The organism is Rhodococcus sp. D-46, from assembly GCF_011290655.1.
Taxonomy (GTDB): domain Bacteria; phylum Actinomycetota; class Actinomycetes; order Mycobacteriales; family Mycobacteriaceae; genus Rhodococcus_F; species Rhodococcus_F qingshengii.
In genome coordinates this window covers 100,474-127,290 of record NZ_JAANTF010000015.1, presented here as the reverse complement: position 1 = coordinate 127,290, position 26,817 = coordinate 100,474, and the positions used below count along the sequence as shown (strand labels likewise).

At 63.0% G+C, this 26,817-nt stretch carries 25 protein-coding genes; 4 read left to right on the top strand and 21 right to left on the bottom strand.

Annotated features, from left to right (window positions below; translation table 11 throughout):
• Window positions 1–481 precede the first annotated feature (481 nt).
• On the bottom strand, window positions 482–1,759 hold the full coding sequence (gene tyrS, locus G9U53_RS31315; RefSeq protein WP_007736194.1) for a tyrosine--tRNA ligase: 1,278 nt from the start codon (window positions 1,757–1,759) through the stop codon (window positions 482–484).
• A gap of 19 nt (window positions 1,760–1,778) precedes the next feature.
• Complete coding sequence (locus G9U53_RS31310; protein ID WP_003944023.1) at window positions 1,779–2,387, bottom strand: DNA-3-methyladenine glycosylase; 609 nt, start codon at window positions 2,385–2,387, stop codon at window positions 1,779–1,781.
• 86 nt (window positions 2,388–2,473) lie between these two features.
• Here G9U53_RS31310 and G9U53_RS31305 point away from each other — a divergent pair, with 86 nt between their 5' ends.
• Genes G9U53_RS31305 through G9U53_RS31295 form a run of 3 tightly spaced genes read left to right on the top strand, consistent with a single transcriptional unit; the run spans window position 2,474 to window position 4,574 of the window.
• Window positions 2,474–3,208, top strand: a complete 735-nt coding sequence (locus G9U53_RS31305) for an ABC transporter ATP-binding protein (RefSeq protein ID WP_007736198.1) — start codon at window positions 2,474–2,476, stop codon at window positions 3,206–3,208.
• Window positions 3,205–3,960, top strand: a complete 756-nt coding sequence (locus G9U53_RS31300; protein ID WP_003944033.1) for an ABC transporter permease — start codon at window positions 3,205–3,207, stop codon at window positions 3,958–3,960. Before G9U53_RS31305 ends, G9U53_RS31300 begins: the two co-directional genes overlap by 4 nt.
• Window positions 3,957–4,574, top strand: a complete 618-nt coding sequence (locus G9U53_RS31295; RefSeq protein ID WP_165639871.1) for a TetR family transcriptional regulator — start codon at window positions 3,957–3,959, stop codon at window positions 4,572–4,574. The genes G9U53_RS31300 and G9U53_RS31295 overlap by 4 nt, the downstream gene beginning before the upstream one ends.
• On the opposite strand, the gene G9U53_RS31290 is transcribed toward G9U53_RS31295, so the two are convergent.
• The 14 genes from G9U53_RS31290 to G9U53_RS31225 form a co-directional block, all read right to left on the bottom strand.
• Window positions 4,571–4,777: a Trm112 family protein gene (locus tag G9U53_RS31290; protein WP_003944045.1), complete on the bottom strand. Its 207-nt coding sequence runs from the start codon at window positions 4,775–4,777 to the stop codon at window positions 4,571–4,573. The genes G9U53_RS31295 and G9U53_RS31290 overlap by 4 nt on opposite strands.
• 39 nt (window positions 4,778–4,816) lie before the next feature.
• Window positions 4,817–7,798, bottom strand: a complete 2,982-nt coding sequence (locus tag G9U53_RS31285; protein WP_007736206.1) for an acyl-CoA synthetase — start codon at window positions 7,796–7,798, stop codon at window positions 4,817–4,819.
• A gap of 170 nt (window positions 7,799–7,968) precedes the next feature.
• Window positions 7,969–9,411: an argininosuccinate lyase gene (gene argH, locus G9U53_RS31280; RefSeq protein ID WP_065454995.1), complete on the bottom strand. Its 1,443-nt coding sequence runs from the start codon at window positions 9,409–9,411 to the stop codon at window positions 7,969–7,971.
• Between the two features lie 3 nt (window positions 9,412–9,414).
• Window positions 9,415–10,614: an argininosuccinate synthase gene (locus G9U53_RS31275; protein ID WP_007736221.1), complete on the bottom strand. Its 1,200-nt coding sequence runs from the start codon at window positions 10,612–10,614 to the stop codon at window positions 9,415–9,417.
• 47 nt (window positions 10,615–10,661) lie between these two features.
• On the bottom strand, window positions 10,662–11,141 hold the full coding sequence (locus tag G9U53_RS31270; protein ID WP_020907875.1) for an arginine repressor: 480 nt from the start codon (window positions 11,139–11,141) through the stop codon (window positions 10,662–10,664).
• The gene (argF, locus tag G9U53_RS31265; RefSeq protein ID WP_021334039.1) at window positions 11,138–12,088 is read right to left on the bottom strand and encodes an ornithine carbamoyltransferase; all 951 of its coding nucleotides are present in this window, start codon (window positions 12,086–12,088) and stop codon (window positions 11,138–11,140) included. The genes G9U53_RS31270 and argF overlap by 4 nt, the downstream gene beginning before the upstream one ends.
• Window positions 12,085–13,284: an acetylornithine transaminase gene (locus G9U53_RS31260; RefSeq protein WP_007736227.1), complete on the bottom strand. Its 1,200-nt coding sequence runs from the start codon at window positions 13,282–13,284 to the stop codon at window positions 12,085–12,087. The genes argF and G9U53_RS31260 overlap by 4 nt, the downstream gene beginning before the upstream one ends.
• A complete protein-coding gene (gene argB / locus G9U53_RS31255; protein WP_054187401.1) occupies window positions 13,281–14,204 on the bottom strand; it encodes an acetylglutamate kinase in 924 nt (307 codons plus the stop codon). The genes G9U53_RS31260 and argB overlap by 4 nt, the downstream gene beginning before the upstream one ends.
• A complete protein-coding gene (gene argJ / locus G9U53_RS31250; RefSeq protein ID WP_050656537.1) occupies window positions 14,201–15,439 on the bottom strand; it encodes a bifunctional glutamate N-acetyltransferase/amino-acid acetyltransferase ArgJ in 1,239 nt (412 codons plus the stop codon). Before argJ ends, argB begins: the two co-directional genes overlap by 4 nt.
• Before the next feature lie 32 nt (window positions 15,440–15,471).
• On the bottom strand, window positions 15,472–16,542 hold the full coding sequence (gene argC / locus G9U53_RS31245) for an N-acetyl-gamma-glutamyl-phosphate reductase (protein ID WP_019748609.1): 1,071 nt from the start codon (window positions 16,540–16,542) through the stop codon (window positions 15,472–15,474).
• A 38-nt stretch (window positions 16,543–16,580) separates the two neighbouring features.
• A complete protein-coding gene (locus G9U53_RS31240) occupies window positions 16,581–17,042 on the bottom strand; it encodes a hypothetical protein (RefSeq protein WP_054187435.1) in 462 nt (153 codons plus the stop codon).
• A 117-nt stretch (window positions 17,043–17,159) separates the two neighbouring features.
• Window positions 17,160–18,095, bottom strand: coding sequence for an SDR family oxidoreductase (locus G9U53_RS31235; RefSeq protein WP_054781544.1), 936 nt, complete (start codon window positions 18,093–18,095; stop codon window positions 17,160–17,162).
• A complete protein-coding gene (locus G9U53_RS31230; RefSeq protein WP_047270476.1) occupies window positions 18,092–19,003 on the bottom strand; it encodes a bile acid:sodium symporter family protein in 912 nt (303 codons plus the stop codon). The genes G9U53_RS31235 and G9U53_RS31230 overlap by 4 nt, the downstream gene beginning before the upstream one ends.
• The gene (locus G9U53_RS31225; RefSeq protein ID WP_165639870.1) at window positions 19,003–20,322 is read right to left on the bottom strand and encodes an NAD(P)/FAD-dependent oxidoreductase; all 1,320 of its coding nucleotides are present in this window, start codon (window positions 20,320–20,322) and stop codon (window positions 19,003–19,005) included. Before G9U53_RS31225 ends, G9U53_RS31230 begins: the two co-directional genes overlap by 1 nt.
• 56 nt (window positions 20,323–20,378) lie before the next feature.
• On the opposite strand from G9U53_RS31225, the gene G9U53_RS31220 reads away from it, so the two are divergent.
• A complete protein-coding gene (locus tag G9U53_RS31220; RefSeq protein WP_054801331.1) occupies window positions 20,379–21,440 on the top strand; it encodes an Lrp/AsnC family transcriptional regulator in 1,062 nt (353 codons plus the stop codon).
• Window positions 21,441–21,498: 58 nt separating this feature from the next.
• Here G9U53_RS31220 and pheT read toward each other — a convergent pair whose 3' ends face one another.
• From pheT to rpmI, 5 genes are all read right to left on the bottom strand, one after another.
• Window positions 21,499–23,985 carry a phenylalanine--tRNA ligase subunit beta gene (gene pheT, locus G9U53_RS31215; RefSeq protein WP_075833306.1) on the bottom strand — a complete coding sequence of 829 codons (2,487 nt, stop codon included), beginning with the start codon at window positions 23,983–23,985 and terminating at the stop codon, window positions 21,499–21,501.
• 60 nt (window positions 23,986–24,045) lie between these two features.
• Window positions 24,046–25,116 carry a phenylalanine--tRNA ligase subunit alpha gene (gene pheS / locus G9U53_RS31210; protein WP_003944109.1) on the bottom strand — a complete coding sequence of 357 codons (1,071 nt, stop codon included), beginning with the start codon at window positions 25,114–25,116 and terminating at the stop codon, window positions 24,046–24,048.
• 170 nt (window positions 25,117–25,286) lie between these two features.
• Window positions 25,287–26,117 (bottom strand): RNA methyltransferase, encoded by an 831-nt coding sequence (locus G9U53_RS31205; protein WP_007736261.1) that lies wholly within the window; start codon window positions 26,115–26,117, stop codon window positions 25,287–25,289.
• A gap of 23 nt (window positions 26,118–26,140) precedes the next feature.
• Window positions 26,141–26,530, bottom strand: a complete 390-nt coding sequence (gene rplT, locus G9U53_RS31200; protein WP_003944011.1) for a 50S ribosomal protein L20 — start codon at window positions 26,528–26,530, stop codon at window positions 26,141–26,143.
• A gap of 63 nt (window positions 26,531–26,593) precedes the next feature.
• Window positions 26,594–26,788, bottom strand: a complete 195-nt coding sequence (rpmI, locus tag G9U53_RS31195) for a 50S ribosomal protein L35 (protein ID WP_003944043.1) — start codon at window positions 26,786–26,788, stop codon at window positions 26,594–26,596.
• Window positions 26,789–26,817 lie beyond the last annotated feature (29 nt).

Here is a 26,817-nt window from a genome sequence, read left to right as displayed (position 1 = left end):
ATGTGTCGGCAACCATTCAGACGGAAGAATGAACAATCACCGACGAAAAATACTCACACCACACACAAACCAACCAAACCCCAAGAGGCGGTTGATCATTCGCGGATGTGAAGTACCAAAAAAATTTGGCACTGACATTCATCGACACACTGTTGAGTTCTCAAAGAACACGCACACACCATCACTTCAACCAGGTTGAAAGCTCCGGGGCAAGGGTTGCAATCTTAGCTTGTTCGCTCCAGGGAAGCAAGTTCCCGCTGAGCGTGATTGTCTCCGACTTCGTCCAACCGCGTTTCCCCGGCCTGTCGGTCTGGGTTGGTGTCCGTGTCGCTCTGACTTGGACAAAGTTACGCGAATGAAAACTGAGCGTCAAACGTGCAGGTCGCAGATGTTCGACAGGTTAAATCCGCTGGTAGCCCGCCCGGAGGCGGGCCACCAGCGGCCACAGGAGCCCCGCAAGACAACTGTGACCCCACACACGTCAGTTTGGAAGGATTCTCACGCCGGCGAAGTTGCGCTTTCCGCGCCGGACGACCAACCAGCTGCCGTGAAGCAGATCGGATGCGGTGGGCTCCCAGTCGTCGGCCGACACCTTCTGGTTGTTCACCGAAGCACCGCCCTCTTTCACGGCGCGTCGAGCGGCCCCCTTGCTCTCGCACAAGCCGCTCGTCACGAGCAGATCGATGATCGTGCGCGGCTCCCCCGGCGCCAATTCGCTGACCGATGCTTCTTTCAGCGCCGCGGCTAGCGTCGACTCGTCGAGTTCCGCCAGCTCCGCCTTGCCGAACAACGCCTGACTGGCGAGCTCGACAGCACGGGTGTTGTGTTCCCCGTGAACCAAGGTCGTCATCTCCGCGGCAAGTCGCTTCTGCGCTTCTCGCGCATGCGGCCGCTCTGCCGTTGCAGTCTCCAACTCTGCGAGTTCGTCCGCAGTCAGGAAGGTGAACCAGCGCAGGTACTTGATCACGTCGGCGTCGCCGGTGTTCACGAAGTACTGGTACCAGGCGTACGGGCTGGTCATCTCGGGGTCGAGCCACAAACTTCCGCCACCGGTCGACTTTCCGAACTTTTTGCCATCGGCCGAGGTCACCAGCGGAACCGTCATTGCATGAACGCTCTCACCGTCGACACGACGGTTGAGTTCGACGCCGGCAATGATGTTGCCCCACTGATCGGACCCGCCGACCTGCAGAGTGCAGCCGAGGTCGCGTCGCAAGTGCAGGTAGTCGTTGGCCTGGAGCAGCATGTAGCTGAACTCGGTGTACGACATCCCGTCCGACTCGAGACGACGCTTCACGGTGTCACGCGCAAGCATGACGTTCACGGAGAAGTGTTTGCCGACATCACGCAGGAAGTCGATGGCCGACATCTTGCCGGTCCAGTTCATGTTGTTCTCGATGACCGCGCTCGTCGGCGAATCGTCGAAATCCACGAATCGTTCGAGCTGACCACGGATGCGACCTGCCCAGTCCGCGACGGTATCGGCGGAGTTCATCGTCCGTTCCCCGACGTCACGGGGGTCTCCGATCAGGCCCGTTGCACCGCCGGCAAGAACGATCGGGCGGTTGCCGGCGCGCTGAAACCGCTTGAGCGCGAGGAGCGGAACCAGGTGACCTGCGTGCAGGCTCGGTCCTGTCGGGTCGAAGCCCGCATACAACGTGACCGGTCCGGCCTCGAGATCTTTACGCAAAGCGTCGAGATCGGTTGATTGGGCGATCAGCCCGCGCCAGGTCAGTTCGTCGAGAATATTCTCAGTCACGGACTCGATCATCCCATCTTCACGAAATGACCGGCGCTCGCGGGCTTCGGCGATACGCGGACACCGCTCGCGAGTCCGGAATCCACAGGCGCCACGGAACCTCCGCCGCGGTACTGACCCCCACCCGCGGTCCACTGACCCATTCCTTCGACTCCCCCAATTCGAGCCGAATCCGCGAGGCAGGGTTGAACACGTCTGTTCCGTTGTCCGCCAACGTGATTGCGACAGAAGCACCGAGATTACCCGGCCCTCTGGCCCATTGGTGAGATGGTCGATCCGGCGATCTCCGAGCAGACACCACATCGTGACCGGCCTCGATTTCGGCCGCTCGGAGCAGAACACCACCCGCGACACCATCCGGGCCGTACGAGATGTTCATACAAAAGTGCATTCCATAGCTGCGGTAGACGTAGAGACGCCCCGCCCGCCCGAACATCACGCTGTTCCGCGGCGTTCTCCCCCGATACGAATGTGCTGCCGGATCCGGCCATGGCCCGTCCTTCTCCCCTCCGTACGCCTCGACCTCGACGATCCTCAGCGAGATGTCGTCGACGGTCAGGGTCGAGCCGAGAATTGTCAGGCCCGCTTCCAACGGGTTCTCCACATTTTCCAAGGTCTCGATGCTCACCCTTCGATTGTGCCCACGCCGTTGACTCATCGGTCGGCCGAGTCGCATAATTCAACAAGTGATGAATTATTGAAACGAGGCGAACCGTGACCACAACGCCGGCAATAGATATCCGCGGACTACGAGTCGTTCGCGGCAAGCACGAAGTTCTTCACTCGCTTGACCTGCAGGTATCAGCAGGATCGATCACCGGACTGCTCGGACCCTCCGGCTGCGGCAAGACAACCCTGATGCGCGCGATTGTCGGAACACAGATCGTCGAAAGTGGTGAGGTCAGAGTGCTGGGCGATCTCGCCGGTTCCGTTGCTCTTCGCCACCGGGTCGGATATGTCACCCAATCCCCCAGCGTGTACGGCGACCTGACGGTCACTCGAAACGTCCAGTACTTCGGCGCTCTTTACGGCAAGTCCGGCGCCGACGTCGCAGCAGCGGTCGACGCCGTCGGATTGAGCCGATACGCCGACCAGACCGCCGCCGATCTGTCTGGTGGTCAACGCGGGCGAGTCTCGCTGGCTTGCGCGTTGGTGGCGTCACCTGATGTGTTGATCCTCGACGAACCGACCGTCGGCCTCGATCCGGTGCTTCGCGTCGAATTGTGGGAACGATTCGCTGACCTTGCTCGCAGCGGAACCACCCTGTTGGTCTCCAGCCACGTCATGGATGAGGCCGACCACTGCGCTGAGCTGATCCTGATGCGAGACGGGCACCTCCTCGCTCAACTCACACCCGATGAATTGCGCGCCAAAACCAGATGTGAACGGCTCGAGGACGCCTTTCTCGAGCTGATTCGGACTTCACCCGTCGGAGGCGAAATATCATGAGCATCAGGATCTTCGGTGCTACGACCGTACGCATTCTGCTTCAGCTCCGCCAAGATCACCGCACGGTGGCCATGATCTTGTTGGTCCCGTCGTTACTGATGATTCTGCTCTATTTCCTCTACCAAGACGTCCCGACGCCACCCGGCCAGGTTTCGCTCTTCCAACGAGTGGCGATCACGATGTTGGGAATCTTGCCGTTTGTCGTCATGTTCCTGGTCACGTCCATCGCGATGCAACGCGAACGCAGTTCAGGCACACTCGAACGCCTGCTCACCACACCGATGGGCAAACTCGACCTTCTCGCCGGATACGGGGCGGCATTTTCGCTCTCCGCCGCCGCTCAGGCAGCCCTCGCGTGCGCGGTTGCTTTCGGATTCCTCGGACTCACCATCGCCGGCAGTCTTGCCTGGGTCATCGTCATTGCAGTTCTCGGCGCAATACTGGGCGTTGCGCTAGGCCTGTTGGCCAGCGCATTCGCGAAGACCGAGTTCCAAGCGGTGCAATTCATGCCGGTAGTTGTGGTTCCACAGCTCTTCCTCTGCGGACTCCTGGTACCGCGCGACCAATTGCCGACCTGGCTCGAATGGATCAGCAACGTCCTCCCCTTGAGCTACGCCGTCGACGCACTTCAGCAAGTGTCGATGCATGCCGACGCGACGGGTCAGATGTGGCGTGATCTCGCCGTCATGGCGGGCTTCGCCGCCGCCGCACTCTCGCTGGCCGCGGCCACACTCGATCGCCGCACTCCATGACCGACAAGGACACGAGTCCTGCACCGATTCGTTCGGGGCGACGACCGGGCAAGTCGGAGACTCGCGCGCAGATCCTCGATTCGGCGCGACGGGCGTTCTCCCAGAACGGTTTTCGACGAACAACCGTTCGATCGATAGCTGCGGCCGCTGACGTCGATCCGGCCATGATTCATCATCATTTCGGAAGCAAGGAGCAGTTGTTCACCGCTGCGATCGCGCTACCGATCGATCCAGTCCAGGTATTGGGACCGGTTCACTCCTCTCCGACCGAAAATCTCGGCGAAAATCTACTCAGAGCAGTAATCGGGCTGTGGGAATCAGAACACCAGCCGGCGATTCTGGCGGCTTTTCGATCAGCCATTTCCGGCGACGGATCGCAGCTGATCCAGAGCTTTCTGCTCGATGTCGTATTGCGCGACATCATTCCGCGGGTGGACACACCACCTGGTACCGGCTTGATCAGAGCGGAATTGGTGGCCTCTCAGATGGCCGGACTGCTTGTCACGCGATATGTGCTCGGACTCGAACCACTCGCATCATTGAGCGTTGACGCTTTGGTACCGCTGGTGGCTCCGAACCTCCAGCGGTACCTGACCGGTGAATTACCGATCTAGCCTTCAGCCCGCGCGAGCAACTTCTCGTGCTCGTCGTCCGCTACATCGCGTGCCTCGTCGATCAACAGAACGGGAATGCCGTTCTCGATCGGGTAGGCACGCCGCAGGCGCGGGTTGTAGAGCAACTCGTCCCCGACCAGCAGCAGCGGGCCTTTGTCCTGGGGGCAGGCCAAAATGCTGAGCAACGTCGAATCAATAGCCACGTGTGTCCTCTCGAACCGATCAAACAGAATGCCCTCAGGCTACCGTGCTCCGGTGCTCACCCTCGTCGGCATCAACTGCGCGGCAATTGCCTTGGTCAGCCGCTTGTACGACTGCGACTCGGAATCGAGGAACCAGGTCCGTGGCCCCGGCGCCGGCAATCCGGCCGCAGCCAACGCAGTGGAGCTCGGACGGTACGACGAACCCACCGGGATCTCGTCAACCACGTGCACGATATCCGGACGAGCGTCGAAAGCGATGCGCGAGAGGGCCTCTGCAAGCTCGGCAGAACGGAACTGCCGCCCCGGACGCCATGTCACGGCAGCGACCGCGAGCTGATGCGGCGCGTCACCGACTCCGTATGCGACGGCAAGATCCACCCGCGCCACACTCGACAACGCGTCGACGATCGGCTGGGTGAAGACGGGACCGCGGACCGTGGAAATGACCGTGTTCTTGTGGTCGATCAGCCAGTAGTCGCCGTCGGCGTCCCGGCGGAAGAGATTTTCGGTGGGAATCCACGAATCGCCGGCTTGGAAGAGACCTCGCATGGCTCCGCCCGAGAGATCGGCGGTGAATCCCGCGCGCCCGAGCAGCAATCCGACCTCGTCTTCGGCGCACTCACGGACAAATCCGTTTCCGTTCTCGAGGAGCCGACCACTCAGCGGGTCGTATGCCGCCAACCGCACCTGCGCGCTACCCGGCAGTGGGCGCCCCTTGGAACCAACTTTGGAGCCTGCAACATTGGCAAGAATCACGTCGCCTTCGGTCGACGCATAGAACTCGAGTACCTGCGCGGGGTCGAACGCCTCCGTTGTCCGCTTCCACAGACCATGGGGCATGCCCGAACCGATGAACAGGCGGACCGGATGACTACCGTCGATGAGAAGAAGATCCTCGTCGAGTATCTCGCGCATCATCGACCACGTGTAACTCACGACCGTCACGCCGTAGCGGTGGATTTCCTCGACGAACCTCGCGGGGTTCAGTCCACGTGAGAGCGCAATGCGTGAGCCACCGGCCATGGCACCACCGATGGTCGCGAGCAGACTCGACGAATGATGGAGTGGTGCAAGGCAGTACACGGTGTCACCGCGATCGAGATCTGCCGCCGTGGCCGTGCCGAAGGCCGACAGTGCCCACCGGTAGTTGGTGATCTGCTTGGCTTCGAGCACACCGCCGGATTCCGCAAAGATGATGAAGGCGAGTTCGCGGGCGACACCGGGATCCGGTCGGTACCACCCGGGCAGATTGACCTTCGTCGGATCGATTTGTTCGAGATCGATCACGTCGTGTGACGGATCCACCTCGAGGCCACGGGCATCGCCGCCGCCGAGCACCAGTACCGGCCGACCGGTAACCACTGCAGCATCGACGTTTTCCGGATCGGTGATGATCCGATCGACCGACCCCAGCTTGACCGCCGCCGTGATGTCGGAGCCTGGCGGAAGCATGACCGCGACGGCACCAAGTCGCGACAGGGCCGCGATGGCCGCGAGTGCGCTGGGGCGGGTCTCCATCAGGACACCGACATGCGCTGCCGGACGCACTCCCACGGAGATCAATCCACGCACGACATTGTCGATACGCGCGTTGACCGCTTCATAGGTGTGCACGCGATTGTCGAAGAGGAAGCACTCGCCGTTCGGCGCCTTTCGACGCTGCTCCGCCAGCAACTGGCTCAGCGAGATTTTGGTGTGCGGCTGAATCTGGTTGAGTCGAGCCAGACGTGGCAACGCTCGTGCCGCTTCTCCCGACAATTCGAAAGTGCCGCGCAACGCACCGGCGGCAAGGTCACTGATTCCCTTGGTGACTCCTGCACCTACTTCAGCGACCGAGGCGACGGTGTGGATGATCCGATTGCTGATCGACACACCGGTCTGGTCTTCGAGGTCGGCGCCGTAGACCATGTTCGCGATACGGTCCGGGAGGGGTCCACCCGTCTCGGTCCACTGTACGAATTCACCGGTGGTCGGCCAGGTGTGATTGGCCGCGGTGGAACCGACAACCAAACCGAAATGGCCTGCACGCAAGGTAGATTCGTAGACCTTCGCCCGCGGAGCGGCTTGACTGATGCCTCGAACCGCTTGCGGCTGGCCGATGTCGTCGACCTCACCGACGAATGCCAGGATGGGGCAGGTGATCTCGGCGAGCGAGACCAATTGATCCTTGATGACGAACCCACCTGTCATCATTCGGTTGTGCACGATGAACTGCTTGAGCAGTTCGGCTACCGCGGGCCCCGACCACGCGACCCAACCCTCGGTCGCGAGGAAGCGGCGTTGCTGCTCCCGCGGAAGCAACGCCTCACGGTCGTGCAGTTGAAGCAGAAAGTCGACGCGCATCTTCAGCGTCTTCACGGGATCGAGCAACTGGAACCCGGTACGGGCCATCCACCCGGTGACCGCCAGGCGATTGAAGACGTGATCGGCGAGGAAATCTGCACCCTTGGTTGCCAATCCCGCCGGGATGCCGAAGGGTAGCGCGGCGAGTGTGTCGACCGGACTGCCGAAGGTGATGACGCTGGCGATGTTTCGACTACGCCGATACGCGGCAGCCTGATAGGCGAACATGCCACCCTGCGAATAACCGGAGATGTGAACATCTTTTCCGGTGTGACGGTGGATGTGATCGACGATGTCGCTGAGAGCGATGATGTGATCGGCGAGGTTACGATCCCAACCGCCCTCTTCGGAGTCGGGCGAACCGAAATCGACGACCCAGGGATCAAGGCCCATCTCGTGCAGAATTCCCACAGCGCCCTGGTCACGGGTCACGTCGTACACGTTCGCCGACATCATCATCGGCGGGATCAGCAAGATCGGTGCGCCGACGGTTTCCGGGTCACTGTCCGGGAAGTAGCGCCGTAGCCGATACATCGCTGCGCGTTCGACGATCTCGAACGGCGACGTGGTCGCATCCGTTTCCAGCCCACCCAACCGGACGACCTCGAGGCCGTTTTGTGCTGTCGCAACCACCCGACGAATCGGGCCCAGCACAGACTTGGAATTCAATCCCACCATTTCACTCCCAAGTTACTCACCATGTGACGTCAGTCTCATTTTTCCCGCGCGCGACAAGCCTACTGACGGCGAATACGCGTACGCGGTCAGGGAGCAAATTCTGCTACCTGACCGCGTACGACCGAAGGACTACTGCCGAAAAGAGAGCGACAACACTCGTGACCGCGAGGTCACAGGGTCCATTCCCGCAGTGACTGCGCCACTGCTTTGACTCCGTCCAGCTGCTCGGCAACCCGCACCCCCGCGGTGCCGCCTCGCGCGTTGCGCGAAGCGATGGAACCCTCGACTGTCAGCACCTCACGAACAGCGGGTGTCAGCGCGCTGTCGACGCCGGCCAGTTCCTCGTCCGTGAGATCTTCGAGTCCGACGCCTCGCGCTTCGGCGACACGCACACACGCTCCAGCAGCCTCGTGTGCAACCCGGAACGGCACGCCCTGGCGCACCATCCACTCCGCGATGTCGGTGGCCAACGTGAACCCTGCCGGAGCAAGTTCCGCCATGCGTTCGGTGTGGAACTCGAGAGTCTGCACCAGGCCGGTGATGGCCGGGAGCAACATCTCCAGCTGCGCAACCGAGTCGAAGACCGGTTCCTTGTCCTCTTGCAGATCGCGGTTGTACGCCAGCGGCTGAGCCTTGAGCGTCGCCAGCAGGCCGGTGAGGTTACCGATCAAACGACCAGACTTACCGCGCGTGAGTTCCGAGACATCCGGATTCTTCTTCTGCGGCATGATCGACGAACCTGTCGACCACGCGTCGGCAAGCGTGATGTAGCCGAATTCCGGTGTGCTCCAGATGATGATCTCTTCCGCCATGCGTGAGAGATCGACACCGATCATCGCAAGCACGAACGCTGCCTCGGCCGCAAAATCACGCGAAGCGGTTGCGTCGATCGAGTTCTCGGCCGAGCTGTCGAACTTCAATTCCGCTGCAATGGCTTCGGGGTCGAGACCGAGCGAGGAACCGGCGAGTGCACCGGAACCGTACGGGGACACCGCAGCTCGTACGTCGAAGTCGCGAAGACGTTGCACGTCGCGCAACAACGGATGTGCGTGAGCGAGCAGGTGATGCGCCAACAGGACCGGCTGAGCCGCCTGCAGGTGCGTCTTGCCCGGCATCACGGCATCCGGATGGGCCCCGGCCTGAGTCGCCAGAGCATCGACCACGTCGAGAACGCCGGTGGAGATGCGGCGGACCGCATCCCGAAGCCACATGCGGAACAGCGTGGCCACCTGGTCGTTGCGCGAACGTCCAGCACGCAGGCGCCCACCGACCTCAGGCCCGACACGCTCGATCAGACCGCGCTCGAGTGCGCCGTGTACGTCCTCGTCCGATTCACTGGGCCCGAAGGCGCCACTGGCGACATCTGCCGCCAGACGGTCGAGACCGTCGAGCATTGTCACGAGATCGGCCTCGCTGAGCAGGCCTGCCTTGTTCAGCACACGTGCATGCGCCTGCGACGCACGCACGTCGTACGGAGCGAGGACCCAGTCGAAGTGAGTCGACTTGCTCAGCGCCGCCATGGCAGCGGCCGGTCCGGACTCGAACCGCCCGCCCCACAGCGCACCTTCGTTGGTGCCGTGTTTTTGAGCGTCTCCGTCACCGCGAGCCGTCATGGCTCAGAGTCCCAGATCGCGCTTCGCGGCGACCTTCGACGACAGACCGTGGATCTCGACGAAGCCCTTCGATGCGGACTGGTCGAAGCTGTCGCCCTCGTCGTACGTCGCGAGGTTGAAGTCGTAGAGCGACTCCGGGCTGCGACGACCGTTGACGGTGATGGCTCCACCGTGCAGGAAGAGACGGATGTCGCCGGTAACGCGTTCCTGCGTCTTGTTGACGAACGTGTCCAGTGCGTCCTTGAGGGGCGAGAACCAGAGTCCGTCGTAGACCAGCTCGGACCAACGCTGCTCCATCTGACGCTTGTAGCGACCGAGTTCGCGTTCGAGGGTGACGTGTTCGAGTTCCTGGTGCGCGGTGATGAGAACCATGGCGCCGGGAGCTTCGTAGATCTCACGGCTCTTGATGCCCACGAGACGGTCCTCGACGACGTCGAGACGGCCGACGCCCTGAGCGCCTGCGCGCTTGTTCAGTTCCTGAATGGCTTCGAGAACCGACACCGGGCGGCCGTCGATGGCGACCGGGCGGCCCTTGTCGAAGCTGATGATGAGCTCGTCGGGTGCGTTCCAGTTGACCGTCGGGTCCTGGGTGTAGTCGTAGACGTCCTTCGTCGGCGCGTTCCACAGATCCTCGAGGAATCCGGTCTCGACGGCGCGGCCCCAGACGTTCTGGTCGATCGAGAACGGCGACTTCTTGGAGACGTTGATCGGGATGTTGTTCTCTTCGGCGAAGGCGATGGCCTTCTCGCGGGTCCAGGCGTAGTCGCGGACCGGTGCGATGACCTGAAGGTCGGGTGCGAGGGCGCCGAATCCGACCTCGAAGCGAACCTGGTCGTTGCCCTTACCGGTGCAACCGTGCGAGACGATGGTGCCGCCGTGCGAGCGTGCAGCTTCGACGATGTGCTTGACGATCAGCGGACGGCTGATGGCCGAGACCAGCGGGTAGCGGTCCATGTACAGGGCGTTGGCCGCGATGGTCGGCAGGCAGTATTCGTCCGCGAACTCGTCGCGGGCGTCGACGACAACGGATTCGACTGCGCCGCAGTCGATCGCGCGCTGACGCACGACCTCCATGTCCTCGCCACCCTGCCCCAGATCGATGGCGACGGCGACAACTTCAGCGCCCGTCTCCTTACCGATCCAACTGATGGCAACAGAAGTGTCCAGCCCGCCCGAGTAGGCGAGTACGACGCGATCGGCCATGGTTTTTGTGCTCCTTCGGTTGAAAATCTCTATCAAAGAATAAGGGGTCAGGCGAGCGATTCGATCATGGCCGCGAGTTCCGCTCCGGAAAGCGGTTCTCGGGCCACCACGAAGATGGTGTCATCTCCGGCGATCGTTCCCACGATGTCGGGCATCGAGGACCGATCCAGTGCGCTCGCGAGGTAGTGCGCGGCTCCCGGCGGTGTCCGGAGAATCGCCATGTTGCCGCTGAAATCGGTGGAGACCAACAGCTCACCCAACAGCCGTGAGAGACGGTCGGTACCGCCGGACACACCGCGTACCGGGTTCCCGTCCTCCGGCACCACGTAAACACCGGCGCCGCCGTCGGCGGCACGCAGTTTCACCGCTCCCAGCTCTTCGAGGTCACGCGAGAGCGTCGCCTGCGTTGCTTCGATGCCCTCGGCACCGAGCAAGGCCGCCAGCTCCGTCTGACTTCGGACAGGGTGAGCCGCCAGAAGCGCGATGATGCGCGACTGGCGACCAGCCCGAGTGGGAGCGACGCTCACGCCGGGTCCAGTTGGGTTCGCTGTTCCAGCAGCCACACGAGCAACGCCTTCTGGGCGTGCAGACGGTTCTCCGCCTCGTCCCAGACGACGCTCTGGGGTCCGTCGAGAACCTCGTCGGTGACCTCTTCGCCGCGATGGGCCGGCAGGCAGTGCAGGACGACAGCCTTCGGATCTGCTTTTGCGAGCAGTTCCTTGTTGATCTGAAACGGACGGAAAGGTCCGACTCGATCGAGCCCGTCGTTCTCCTGACCCATCGAGGTCCAGGTGTCGGTGACCAACGCGTCGGCGCCGACGACGCCGGCCTGTGGGTCCTGCGTCAGGGTGATGGTCGCGCCGGTTTCCTCGGCGCGTTTGCGTGCTGCTGCCACGACCCAGTCCGCCGGTTCGAAGCCGGCGGGGCTTGCGATGGTGACGTCTATGCCTGCGGTCACTCCGCCGAGCATCAGCGAGTGAGCCATGTTGTTGGCGCCGTCGCCCAGGTAGGTCAGCTTCAGTCCCTTGAGCTCACCCTTCTGCTCGATCAGCGTTTGCAGATCGGCCAGAACCTGACAGGGATGAAATTCGTCGGACAATGCGTTGACGATGGGAATCGTTGCGCCCGTAGCCATTTGCTCCAGTCGCTTCTGGCCGAACGTGCGCCACACGACGGCATCGACGTAGCGGGAGAGAACGCGTCCGGTGTCCGCCAAGGTCTCTTCACGACCGAGTTGAGTGCTGCGCCCGTCTACGACGACAGCGTGGCCGCCCATCTGTGCGATGCCCATCTCGAACGAGAAACGTGTACGCGTCGAGTTCTTCTCGAAGATGACACCGACTCCGCGGGGACCCTCGAGCGGACGCCGAGCGAACGGGTCCTTCTTGAGAATCGCTGCGAGTTCGAGAACTTCGGCCTGCTGCGCAGGAGTCAGATCGTCGTCCCTGAGAAAGTGTTTCACCACGGTAGTCACTTCTCCCCCGGCTGGTCAGCCGATAGTGCGCTGTCGAAGATGGCAGGTAGTGCTGCCACGAAGGTTTCGGCCTGCTCGTCCGTGAGGATGAGCGGCGGCGCCAACCGGATCACTCCGGGTTGCGCTGCATTCACAAGGTACCCGGCTTCGCGCGCTGCGTTTTCCACCGCCGGCGCGACGTCCTCGGTCAGCACGACACCCAGCAACAGTCCTGATCCCCGTACGTAGTCGACCAACGGATGGCCTAGATCTTCGATGCCCGCCGAGATGGATTTACCCAAACTGTCGGCGCGTGAGATCAGGTCTTCCGCTGCAATGGTTTTCAGCACGGCAAGTGCCGCCGCAGCACACACCGGATTGCCACCGAACGTCGTACCGTGCTTACCCGGTCCGAACAACTCGGCCGTTGCCCCGGTCGCGATGCAGGCGCCGATCGGCATTCCGCCACCGAGTCCCTTCGCGAGGGTGATGACGTCCGGCACGATGCCGACTGCCTGATGGGCGTAGAACCAGCCGGTCCGGCCGATGCCGGTCTGCACTTCGTCGAGCACGAGAAGTGCACCGCGCTCGGCGGTGATCCGCCGAGCCTCGACGAGGTATCCCTCGGGTGGCACCACGACGCCGCCCTCACCCATGATCGGTTCGAGGAACACAGCGGCGGTGTCGGAATCGACGGCCTGCTCGAGTGCCTCGACGTCGCCGTACGGCACGAACTCGACACCGGCGGGCATCGGTTCGAACGGCGCCCGCTTGGCCGGCTGACCCGTCAGAGCGAGTGCGCCCATCGTGCGACCGTGGAAGGAGCCTTCGGCTGCGATGATCTTCTTCCGGCCGGTGGCGCGAGCGAGCTTGAAGGCAGCCTCGTTCGCCTCGGTACCGGAGTTGCAGAAGAACGCGCGCCCGGTGACGTTGCCGAGATGAGCGAGCAACTGCTCCGCCAACTCGACGACCGGCTCGCTGGCGTACAGGTTGGACACGTGGCCGAGTGTCGACAACTGAGTAGTGACGGCTTCGACGACGGCCGGATGTCCGTGTCCGAGGATGTTGACGGCGATTCCGGCCAGGAAGTCGACGTACTGCTTGCCGTCGGCGTCGGTGAGTACGGCGCCGTCACCGCGGACGAGAGCAACCCGGGGTACGCCGTAATTGTTCATCAGCGAAGCGGACCACCGCTGCTGCAGATCGATCGTGCTCATGAGCTAGCTCCCTGCTGGGGACCGGCGACGGAGGGACCCGGCACGACCATCGTGCCGATTCCTTCACCGGTGAAAAGTTCGAGTAGGACTGAATGTTCGAGCCGACCGTCGATCACGTGCGCCGACGGCACACCTCCGCGCACCGCGCGAAGGCAGGCCTCCATCTTGGGCACCATGCCGGCGTCGAGACTCGGCAACAACTGGGCCAGGGCGTCGGTGTCGATCTCGGTGGCCAGCGAGGCTCGGTCCGGCCAATCGGTGTACAGGCCCTCGACGTCGGTGAGGACAACGAGCTTCTCGGCACCGATCGCCTCGGCCAGTGCTGCAGCAGCGGTATCGGCGTTGATGTTGTGGACGACACCGTCGGCGTCGGGTGCGATGGTCGAGACGACCGGAATACGTCCTGCCGCAATGAGATCGAGTACCGCGTCTGGGTTCACGGTGGTGACGTCCCCGACCAGTCCGATGTCGGTCTGCTCCCCCTCGACCGCAACAGTGCGTCGAGTAGCGGTGAACAGGTGCGCATCTTCACCGGAGATACCGACCGCGTAAGGACCGTGCGCGTTGATCAAGCCGACGAGTTCACGGCCGACCTGACCGAAAAGCACCATCCGCACGACGTCCATCACCTCGGGCGTCGTCACCCGGAAACCACCGCGGAACTCACCCTTCATGCCAAGGCGTGCCAGCATCGCGTTGATCTGCGGGCCACCGCCGTGCACGACGACGGGATGGATGCCGACAGTCCGCAGGAACGCCATGTCGGCGGCAAATGCCGTTTTGAGCGTCTCGTCGATCATGGCGTTTCCGCCGTACTTGACCACGACCACCTTGTCTCGGAATCGCTGCAGCCACGGCAGCGCGTCGGCGAGGACATGCGCCTTCTGATGCTCGCTGATCACGGGATACGTCTCGGTCATGACGAATACGCCGAGTTCTCTTCGACGTAAGCATGCGAGAGGTCCGTGGTGCGAATGCTCACGGACTCGTTGCCGATTCCCAGATCGATGTCGAGTTCGATGTCGATCCCACTCAGGTCCACCTCACGCGCCCCCGGAGCACCGACGCCGTCGATGCAGACGGGACTCCCGTTGAAGGACACACTGATTCGATCGGGATCGAGCTCGATGGGAGCGATACCCACTGCGGCGAGAACGCGACCCCAATTGGGATCGGAACCGAAAAGCGCTGTCTTGACCAGGCTGTCGCGGGCGATGGTCCGGGCGCCGATCAACGCATCGGACTCGGACGCCGCGCCGCGAACCGTCACCTTGACCCGCTTGGTGACACCCTCGGCGTCTGCCATCAACTGATCCGCGAGATCATCACACACGGCCAGCACTGCGGCGTTCAGTTCGTCCTGCGTCGGCGTGACACCGCTGGCGCCGGAGGCCAACAGGAGCACTGTGTCGTTGGTGGACGTGGCGCCGTCGACGTCGAGGCGATCGAAGCTTAGGTGGGTGGCGGCGCGCAGAGCGGTATCGAGCTGATCCGCCGTTGCGACAGCATCGGTCGTGACGACGCACAGCATGGTGGCCAGCGCAGGCGCGAGCATGCCTGCGCCCTTGGCCATTCCGCCGACGTTCCATTTGTTCGCGTGGTGCAGCGACGCCTGCTTCGGCACGGTATCGGTGGTCATGATCGCGTATGCCGCGTCGGTGCCTCCGGAGATTCCGCCGGCCAGTTCGTGCACCACCTCGGTGACACCGGGGATCAGCTTGTCCATGGGCAAGCGGTCACCGATAAGTCCGGTCGAACAGACAGCGACCTCGATCGCGCCCGTCTCGGTGCCCCAATTACTCAGTGCCGAAGCAACTTCCTCGGCAGTCTTGTGTGCATCCTGGAATCCACCCGCGCCCGTGCAGGCGTTCGCGCCGCCCGAGTTGAGCACCACCGCGCGCAGCTTGCCCGTCGTCAGGACCTGCTGAGACCAGAGCACCGGAGCTGCCTTGACCTTGTTCAGGGTGAAGACGCCGGCAGCGGCCAGATCGGGTCCCTCGTTGAGCACCAATGCGAGGTCCGACTTGCCACTCTTCTTGATACCGGCAGCAATTCCGGCACCGCGGAATCCGGCAGGTGCGGTGACGCCCTGCGTGCGGAGCAGACGTCCCCCGGCGACGTGAACCACGTCTGCAACGGTCGCGTCAGGCTCGATTGCGTTGTCGATCTGCTGCGGATTGTCGGTGCTCACGGAGCTACTCCCACGGTAGAGAGACCTGCGGTCTCGGGTAGGCCAAGGGCGAGATTCATCGATTGCACCGCGCCACCGGCGGTGCCCTTGGTGAGATTGTCGATTGCCGAGATGACAACGAGCTGACCGGCGTCGGCGTCAACGGTGACCCCGATCTGCACGGCATTGGATCCGATCACGGCACCGGTCTGCGGGAAGACTCCGGCAGGCAGCACGTGGATGAACGGCTCGTCGTTGTATGCCTTTTCGTAGATTTCGCGCGCTTGCTCTTCGGTGGCCGTGGTGGCTGCCGTGCAGGTCGCGAGGATGCCGCGCGGCATGGGCGCGAGGACCGGAGTGAAGGAGACACTGATGTCCTTGCCGCCTGCGGCCGAGAGATTCTGAATGATCTCGGGGGTGTGGCGATGGACACCGCCGACGCCGTACGCACGGACGGAGCCCATGACCTCGGAACCCAGCAGATCAGCCTTCGGTGCCCGGCCGGCGCCCGAAGTGCCACTGACCGCGACCACGTTCACGTGTGAGTCCACGATCCCCGCGGCAACGGCGGGGGCCAGCGCGAGGCTCGCTGCCGTCGGGTAGCAGCCCGGAACAGCGATGCGGGTTGCGCCTACCAATTTCTCACGGGCACCGGGCAATTCAGGAAGACCGTATGGCCAGGTACCGGCATGAGTGCTCTTGTAGTACTTCTCCCAGGCTGCGGGATCCTGCAGCCGGAAGTCCGCGCCGCAGTCGATGATGACCGTCGACTCGGGCAGCAACTTGGCGTACTGAGCCGAATTTCCGTGTGGGAGACCGAGGAAGACGACGTCGTGACCCGAGAGGATTTCGACAGTGGTCTCTTCGAGTACCCGCGAAGAGAGTGGAAGCAAGTGCGGATGATGCTCACCGAGCGTCGAACCGGCGTTGCCACCGGCGGTCAGCGAACCGATCACCAGACTGCCGTCGGCATAGGAGGGGTGCCCGAGGAGCAGACGCAGAACCTCACCACCGGCGTACCCACTGGCGCCGGCAACGGCGACTCTGATCGGCTTGCGTGCGTTCTCGGTCGTACCACCTTCAGTCATGTCACACAGTATGCATCATTGTGCATCGGAATGCATAATTACTTACCCATGGATCGCCGGATCTCCTCGAGCTTGGCCTTTGCGGCCTTCTGGCGCTCGTCCCACTGCTCGTCGACGGACTTTCCGGCAGGACTCTCGTGCGCCAGTTCGGACGAACCTATTGAAGTACCGAAGCGCCCCTCTATCTTCTCCCGAACGCGGTCGAAAGTGGGCACTCCGCCTTCGGTGTAGTCGGGTTCGGGAATTCTCGGATCGGTCGCAAGCACCACCGGGACGTCGATGATCTCGTCGACCTCCACAACGGTGTCGGGCAGTTCGACTTCTTCGGCGTCGGTGATCTCGTTCTCGTCCTCGACGCGGTTCGGCTCGAGGCTCGCGGCAGCGGTGTCCACCACGGAAAGAAGGACCGACAAACTCGGACGACGCTCGACCACTGCGCGGACGACCGCGAGGAAGTCCTTGTCGTCGAGTGCACTGGCGGCCTCGACTACCTGGTGCACGGAACCATCGTGCTCGGACCCATCATGTTCGGGCCCATCATTTCGTGACACTGTCAGTCCCTTCTCGAAAATGCCGACGGACAATTCCGATCCTTCCACGACCGTCCGTCGAAGGGGTCAGCGTGACGCGAGATACGCGGCAAACGCTTCCTCGCTCGAATATTCGGGGACGTATCCGAACTGTTCCTTGAGCCGCCGATTGTCGAGAACCGGTCGGTACTGGAGAAATCCGACGCGCTCCGGACCGTGTTCCGTTACGCCTAATCGCCGTCCGACGCGTAGAACGCCTCGCAACAACCATGCAGGAAGCGTCACCGTGCTCTTGCCCATCCGGGAAGCCAACTCGTCGACGGTCAGCACGCCGTCGCCCGCGACATTGAAGATGCCCACTTGGTTTCCGGTCACGGCCTCCGCAAAAGCGCCCGCGACATCGGTGTGCCAGACGAAGACGAAGGGGCTGTCGCTCCCGGCAACCTTGAGCAGCTTGCGGCGATCGAACAACGCGGTGATCTGATTGTCGACGCTCTCGCCCAAGATCGTGCCGATCCGGAAGACAACTTGTTCCAACTCCGGGTGTTCGACGCGATATTCGGCGAGCATCTCCTCGACCAGGCGTTTGTGGCGACTGTATGTGAATTCGTCGTTGCCTCGGACAGGTACGTCCTCGGTGATCCACGGTGGGTTGTCGGAGTGGTAGCCGTACGCCGCTCCGGACGAAGACACGACGACCCGTCCAACCCCGTGTTCGACGCAGGCCGCGAGCACGTTTCGTGTCCCGTCGACGTCGACGCGGTACTCCTGCTCTGCTGTCGTTTTCTTGCCGGGATTCACGATGGACGCAAGGTGGATCACGACGTTCGGTCGGTACTGACCGAACACCCGCCCCAATTCTGTGGGGTCGCAGACGTCCGCCCTGACGCGGCGGATGCGATCGTCCGGCGTGTCCTTGACCGTGAGGTCGACACAGACGACGGTGATGCCCTGCGCGATCAGTGCGTCGATGACAGCGGTACCCAGGAACCCGTTTCCGCCCGTGACGAGTGCGACGGTCATGCCGGTACCGCCTTTCGGGCGCGTCGCTTGGACCAGATCGTCGCCAGAGCCAACCCGGCGATGATGTCCCAGATCCCCCACCAGCCGGCCACGACGGCCATGCCACCGAGCCCGTCGAAGAACGTGAACACCAGGCCAAGCCCCAGCCCGGCATTGCGGATGCCGACCTCGAAAGAGACGGCGCGACGGCTGTATTCGTTCAACCCGGTGACGGCGCCGCAAAAGTATCCCAGTGCTAGGGCAACCGTGTCGTGCAGGAAGACCGCGAGCAGTACCACCCCGATGTAGTCGACGAAGTACGACGCGTTCCCCGACACCCCCGCGACGATGAAGATCAACAACGCCACCAACGAACCGTTTTTCACCCAAGGCTGCGCTTTCGCGGCGATCTCCGGAAACCTTCGTGCCGCCCAGATGCCGAGAACGAACGGCACACCGATGATCAGGGCGATTTGCGCGACCATCTCGAGCGCATTCAGGTTCACGGACTGCAACAGAGCGTCGGTCTCCGGGCGTCGGCTCCCCCAGAACGCAAGATTGAGCGGCATGAGGAAGATCGCGAGGACGTTCGACACCGCCGTCATGGACACCGAGAGTGCGACGTCGCCGCCCGCCCGGTGAGTCAGGACGTTCGAGATGTTCCCTGGCGGGCAGCACGCCACCAGGATCATGCCGAGTGCTACCGACGGAGCCGGCGAGAGAATCAGCGTCAGGAGAAAAGTCACTGCCGGCAACAGCAGGAACTGCGCAGCAATACCCACCGCCATCGCCTTGGGTTTGGTGAGCGCACGACGAAAGTCGTCAACCGAGGTGTCGAGGGCGATCCCCAGCATGATCGTGGCCAGCACCACGTTAAGGATCATCAACGATCCCGGGTTGAAGTTGAGCACCACGTCGTCGATCGGCATCACTGTCCTCCCTTCGTCAGAGCGGCATCAAGCGGTCCGATGTGCCGCTTGATCGCCGAGCGGTAGGCGTCCTTGTTCACGTAGTAGGCCATTCGTCCCAACTTCAGGTACTTGTATCCCCCGGACAGATCTGGAGGAGGACCGGCCGCCGCCGCCGAGAATTCCCGCGCCGCGGCGGGGGCTTCGGTACGTGCGGTGATCAATTTGGCCACCAACTCGGCCTGCTCGAAACGGCCCTGCCACCCGAGACCGGATGCTTCGACCATGCCGAGAACAAAGAGATTGTCGTGGCGGCGACTCGCGACGTTGAGGAACAGGTCCGGGGCAGCGCCCGACCAGTCCAAGTCCTCGCGCGCGATGAAGGGATAGTCGAGGTGATAACCCGTGGCGCAGAGAACGAGGTCGTAGTCGGCAGACGATCCGTCGACAAACCGCACCGTCTTCCCCTCGAACCGGTCGACGTCGGCGCGCACGTGCACATCACCGTGCCCGATGTGGTGCAGGATCAACGAGTTCACGACCGGATGCGATTCGTAGATCTTGTAGTCCGGTGCCGGAAATCCGAACCGCACCGGATCACCCGTGAACTGCTTGAGTACCAAGGTGTCGACGCGTTGTTTGATCCACGGCGGCAACGGCTTTCCCTGATTCAAGGTGTCCGAGGGTCGGCCGAACAGATACTTGGGGACGAAGTAGTAGCCTCGCCGAACGCTCAGGTCGACGCACTCGGCCTGGTGGACGGCATCGACGGCGATGTCGCATCCACTGTTGCCCGCCCCGATGACCAGTACCTTCTTCCCGCGGAAGATCTCGGCGCTGCGGTACTGGCTCGTGTGCATCAACGTGCCGGTGAAGTCGCCCCGGAAAGTCGGCATGTTCGGCTTCGACAGCGTTCCGTTCGCGATGATCACGCCTCGATACCGCGCGACTGTTGTCTCACCGCTGCGACTGCGCGTGGTGACCTGCCACAGCGAATCGACCGGCGAGACGTCGACGACGGTAGTGCCGAAGGCAAAGTGCCTGCGAAGATCGTGAGTATCGGCGTAGTCGCGGAAATAATCGGCAAGTTCGACGTGGCTCGGGTAGTCGGCCACCGAATCAGCCATCGGGAACTCCGCGAATGCGGTGGTGCCCTTCGAAGAGATGAGGTGCGCCGACTCGTAGACGGTGCTGTGCGGGTTGTCGATGTCCCAGAGCCCACCGACGTCGTCGTGGCTCTCGAAGCCGTCGAACGCTATCCCGGCCCGATCGAGGTTTCGCGCGCCGGCCAATCCAGACGGGCCCGCTCCGATCAGCGCGTACTTCTCCTCTGTGATCATCCGTCGAGCGTCGCAGATAGTCCGAATCTTGCAGCAATATGCCGGATAATGACGTTATGAGCGCACCAGATGCCGGCAACGGTCGCAGGATAGATGAAATCGATCTGAGGATAATCAATGCGCTCCAGCTCGCACCGCGATCGAAGTGGCTTTCGTTGGCCGAACCACTCGAACTCGACGCCGCGACTCTCGCCCGTCGTTGGAATCGACTCTCCGAATCGTCGTTGGCCTGGGTCACGGTCACTCCAGGGCCACAGGTGCTGGGCAGCATCGTCACAGCGATCATCGAAATCGATTGCTCACCTGCTCTTCTCGACACCGTCGCGGCACGGCTGACTCGCTCGGCCCACGCCGTGACCATCGAAGCATCAACGGGCAGAGCAGATCTGCTCGTCACAGCCGGTACCGCGGATCTGGCGTCGATGTCGCGCTTCATCTCGGAAGACGTCGCAACGATCGACGGTGTACTGGCGACACGAACCTCGATCATCACACGCTGGTTCACCGAAGGTGGGCGATGGAGACTCAATGCGCTGGCACCGTCCGAGAAGGGTGTGCTGACCACCAGCGAAAACCGTCCTGCCGTGCGCGCTCGGCCGACCGGGATATCCGAACAGGATCGCAAGGTTCTGACGAAGCTCGCTTACGACGGGCGCACTCCCATGAAGGAGTTGGCCGACGCGATCGGTGTCAGTCCCGCTGCGTGCAAACGCCAGATCGACCGGCTCACGTCTTCGGGGTTGGTGGCGCTGCGGTGTGAATTCGCGCGGCCGCTGGCCGGCCTTCCCGTGCTCGCCACTTTGTGGTGCCGCGTCGAACCCGAGCTTCTCGATACGGCGGGACGAGTGCTGAGTCGGGCGTCGGAAGTTCGAAACTGCTTCGCTGTAGTCGGCCCCGACAACCTGGTGGTTCAGTTGTGGCTGCATTCTCCTGCAGAACTCGATGCATTCGAAACTCGTCTGCGCAAGGAGATTCCGGGTCTTTGCGTCACGGAACGATCCATCGTGCTGTATCTGCGCAAACTGCTCGGCCACGTGCTCGACCAGCAAGGGCGACGGACGGACACCGTTGCGCCAGATGTGTGGCTTTCCGATTCACCTCAGTCGAAAAGCCGATAACACGACAGAGCCCACGACCACCGGCAACGGTCGTGGGCTCTGTGATCAGTTGAGGAAATCAGCCACGCATCTGCGCACCGACAGCCTTGGAAGCCGCCTCCACTGCTGCATCGCGCGCGGCACTGGCCTCGTCCTCGGTCAGCGTCCGGTCGACACCACGGAATCGCAATGCGAACGCGAGCGACTTGCGGCCTTCACCGACCTGCTCGCCCTCGAAGACGTCGAAGAGGCGGATGTCTTCGAGAAGCTCACCGCCGCCGGAACGCAGAGCTTCCTGCACCTTGGCTGCCGGAATGTCGCGATCGACAACAACTGCCACGTCCTGGAGCACTGCGGGGAAGGGCGAAATGCGCGGCGCCGGCAGGTTCTCGACCAACGGCAAAGCGTCGAGGTCGATCTCCAGTGCGCAGGTGCGCGCGGGCAGTCCCGCACGCTCGAGAACAGCCGGATGCAGTTCGCCCGCATGACCGACTACGTTGCCGTCAACGACAACCTCGGCGCAACGGCCGGGATGCCACGGCAGGTACTGCGCCGCACGCAGTTCCACCTCGACGCCTGCTGCAGCTGCAATGACCCGCACGGCTGCAAAAGTGTCCGAAGCCTCGGCCTGACGGCCAGGACCCCAGGGGCCGCTCGGCTCACGCAAACCACTCAACACTGCAGCGATGTGCACCGGCTGTGCCGGCAACGACGCGATCAGGTTCGCGATCTGCTCGTCCGTCGGGCGACGATCCACCGGCAATGCATCCACCGGTTCGGTGTCGGGGCCCGGCAGGACGACCTGCGCGATGCCGTACAGCGACAGATCACGCTGACCGCGAGAAGCGTTGCGAGCCAGGATCTCCAGCAGACCCGGGAGCAGCGTGGTCGCCAACTCCGGACGATCGGCTTCGAGCGGATTGAGGACCTTGCTGGTGTTGCGGCGCGGATCATCCGCGTCGAGGCCCCAGACGTCGAAGACGTTCGTAGGCAGGAAGACCGGAGGAAGGACCTCGACGTAACCGGCGTGAGCCACGGCCTTCGAGACCGTGCGCTTTCGCCGCTGCGACGGAGTCAACCCACGTCCGGCCGGAGCGGCGGGAAGCACAGACGGGATCTGCTCGAGACCTTCGAGGCGAAGAACTTCCTCGACGAGGTCCGCAGGCTGCACCAGGTCCGGACGCCACGACGGCGGCGTCGCGACCAACTGGCCGTGTCCTTCTTCGCTGACGCCGACCTCGACGTTGCAGCCAACCTGGGTGAGGCGGCGAGCTGCGGTGCCGTTGGGGTACGTGACTCCGGCGACACGGTCGGGCAGGTCGATATCCATGCGAATGGCAGCGCGAGGGGCGACATCGCCCACGTCGGTCAGGACCGGTTCGATCCGTCCGCCGGCAATCTCGACCAGCAGAGCGGCTGCGCGGTCGACGGCCGCGAGCGGAATTGCCGGATCGACGACGCGCTCGAAACGCTTGCTCGCCTCACTCGGCAGCTTGTGCCGGCGCGCCGTCTTGAAGACTGCGAGCGGATCCCAGGTAGCTCCTTCGAGGAGGATGTCCGTCGTTGCCGTTCCCACCTCGGTGGTTGCGCCGCCCATGACGGCAGCCAGCGAGATGACTCCGGAATCGTCGGCGATGACAACGTCTTCGGGATCGAGCGTGCGTTCGACGTCGTCGAGCGTCGTCAGCTTCTCCCCCGCCTTGGCGCGACGGACCACCAGGTCGCCCTGCACTGCGGTCGCATCGAACGCGTGCAGAGGCTGACCGAGTTCGAGCATCACGTAGTTGGTGACGTCGACTGCCGGCGAGATCGGGCGAACACCCGAGAGCAGCAGTCGACGCTGCAGCCACCACGGGCTCACTGCCTGCGGATCGATACCCGTGATCTTCCGCATCACGAAACGCGAAGCCTTGGACTCCGGTTCGAGGCGCACCGGCCAGGCTTCACCCTCAGCCGGGTGAGCGGGAACCGAAGCGGGATCGGCGTATTCGAGATCGAAGCCGCACGCGAGTTCTCGCGTGAGACCGCGGACCGAGAAGCAGTAGCCACGGTCCGGGGTGATGTTCAGTTCGATGATCGTGTCACCGAGACCGAGCAACTCGTTGCCGTCCGCGCCGGGTTCGGCGGTACCGGGCTCGAGCACCAAGATGCCCGAATGGTCTTTGCCGATACCGAGTTCCGAGACGGAGCAGATCATGCCGTCGGACACCTGGCCGTACGTCTTGCGAGTGGCGATTTCGAATCCGCCGGGCAGCACCGCGCCGGGCAACGCAACGACGACGAGGTCACCCTCGTTGAAATTGCGCGCGCCACAGACGATGCCACGGGGCTCGGGTTCGCCGACCTCGACCTGGCAGAAGCGGATCGGCTTCTTGAACTCGGTCAGTTCGGTGATGGAGACGACCTTGCCGACGACCAACGGGCCGTCGATCGCCTCGAGTGTGTCGAGTTCCTCGACTTCGAGTCCCACCCGGACGAACCCGGCGTCCAGCTCTTCCGGGGTCACCTCCCAGTTGGGAGTTGCCCGCTGCAGGATCTCGGTCAGCCAGGATTGCGCTACTCGCACGTCTGCTCAGCTCTCTCGTTTGTCGATAAGTCTTTGTGAAGGTTCCGCGGACCGGATCGGTCAGCCTGCGACACCGAAGGGCAGCGTGAAACGCACGTCACCTTCGACGATGTCGCGCATGTCCGGGATACCGTTGCGGAACTGCAGGGTCCGCTCGAGGCCCATGCCGAATGCGAAACCCGAGTACTCGTCGGGATCGATACCGCTGGCGCGCAGAACGTTCGGGTTGACCATGCCGCAGCCGCCCCACTCGACCCAGCCTGCGCCGCCCTTCTTGTTCGCGAACCAGACGTCGACCTCGGCCGACGGTTCCGTGAACGGGAAGTAGTTGGGGCGCATACGGGTACGCGTCTCGGGGCCGAAAAGGGCACGAGCGAACGCGTCGAGAGTTCCGCGCAGATTGGCCATGGTCAGGCCCTTGTCGACGGCCAGGCCCTCGACCTGCGAGAAGACAGGCGTGTGCGTCGCATCGAGTTCGTCGGTGCGGAACGTGCGGCCCGGGCACACCACGTAGATCGGCACCTCACGCGAGAGCATCGTGCGGACCTGCACCGGCGAGGTGTGGGTACGCAGCACCTGGCGAGAGTTCTCGGGCGCCAGGTGGAAGGTGTCCTGCATCGTGCGCGCAGGGTGATCCGGCAAGAAGTTGAGCGCGTCGAAGTTGAAGTGCTCGGTCTCCACCTCCGGACCCTCGGCAACTTCCCAACCCATCGCGACGAATACGTCGGCGACCTGCTCGGAAATCAGGCTGATCGGGTGACGCGCCCCGACGGGGTGACGATCGGAAGGCAGAGTGACGTCGATTGCCTCGGCAACCAACACCGCGGCGTCACGCTCGGCGAGGAGGACCTCACGACGAGCGTCGTACGCGTTGTTGATCCGAGTGCGGAAGATGTTGACGCGCTTACCGGCGTCCGCCTTTTCCTTGCCCGGAAGGCTGCCGAGACCCCGGCGCGCGAGGGCGATCGGGGACTTGTCCCCCAGGTGCTCCACCTTGACGTGCGCCAGCGCGTCCAGGTCAGCGGCGTCCGCCAGCGCCTTCTCGGCGTTCTCAGCCGCAGCGGTCAACGCCTCTTCGGTGAGTACACTCGCGTCGACCTCCGGCGGTGTCGCGCCCTCATTTTTGGCCACGGCTGTGACGCTCCTGTCGCTTCTCGGTTTACTTCTCGTACTGCGTGCTTCTTGTACTGCTTACTTCTTGTACTGCGAGCGAGCATTCGAACTCGCTTGAGCATTGTCTCTGCTCTTGTATTGTCTCAGGCTTCCGCAAATGGGATTCCGTGAGGTCTTCGCGTGCGTTTTCAGCCGTGATCGGTGGCGCGATTTTGCACCCGCGCGCTTGCGTACAGGCAAATTGCCGCCGCTGTCGCGAGGTTCAAGCTTTCGGCGCGGCCATGGATCGGAATCCTGACCCGATGATCAGCCTGCGCGGCGATCGCCGGATCGAGACCGTGCGCTTCGTTACCGAACAGCCAGGCCGTCGGCTTGCTCAGCAACTCGTCGGCCTCGTCGAGATCGACCTCGCCGTCAGCTGCAGTCGCGAGAATCTGAATGCCGGCTGCGCGAATCTGCTCGATCACCGACACTGTGTCTCGATCGCGGACGACTGGCAGGTGAAACAGGCTGCCCGCCGACGAACGAACGACCTTGCCGTTATGCGGATCGACGCTGTCGCCGGCGAGGATTGCCGCGTCGGCACCCACTGCGTCTGCGATGCGAATGACGGTGCCCGCGTTACCTGGTTCGTTGACCTCGACCGGCACTGCGAGCAGGCGGGTCTCCTGATGGACGGCTGCGCTCAGCGGTACATCCAGTAGATCGCTGACGGCAACGAGTCCGGGCGGCGTGACGGTATCACTGAGAGCTTTGATGGCTCGATCGGTCACAAGAGCAACACGAACTCCAGCGGTCAGCGCCCGATCGATGACGTGCTGATAGCGCTCGGCTGCGTCCTCGGTGTAGAAGAGGTCGTGCACCGGGCGGGCCTCGCCATTCGAGAGTGCACCGTTCAACAGTTCGGTGACCGAGTTCTCGCCCTCGACGAGGAAACGTCCTGCTTTGCGTCGTTCTGCTGTGCGCAGGAGCTTGACAGCAGAAACGACCCGCGGAGTCCGCTCGGTGAGCGGGTCCACGGGCCGTTGCTGTGATGCGTGAATCAGGCTGCTTCTCCGGCAGGAGCGTTCACGTCAGCCGGCAGAGCGGCCTTCGCGAGTGCGACCAGGCCGGCAAAGGCCTCGGCATCGGAGACAGCGAGCTCGGCCAGGATCTTGCGGTCGACGTCGACCTCTGCCAGACGCAGGCCCTGGATGAGGCGGTTGTACGTGATGTCGTTTGCACGAGCTGCAGCGTTGATACGCGTGATCCACAGCTTGCGGAACTCGCCCTTGCGCGCACGACGGTCGCGGTACGCGTAGGTGAGCGAGTGGAGCTGCTGCTCCTTGGCCTTGGTGTACAGACGCGAACGCTGTCCACGGTAGCCGCTGGATGCAGCAAGAATTGAACGACGCTTCTTCTGGGCGTTGACCGCCCTCTTTACGCGTGCCACTTGAAAAATCCTGTCAATCTAGGGGCTGAAAGTACGGCCCCGGGTGGTCAGTAAGGGGGCGACTCAGATGCCGAGCATGCGCTTGATGCGCGGAGCGTCGTCAGGGCTGACAACAGCGACACCGTCGAGACGACGGGTAACCCTGCTGGACTTGTGCTCGAGAAGGTGGCGACGGCCGGCCTTCTGGCGCATGAGCTTTCCGCTGCCGGACACCTTGAATCGCTTCGAGGCGCCGCTGTGGCTCTTCATCTTGGGCATGGAGTCCTCAGTTCTTGTTACGTGGTGGA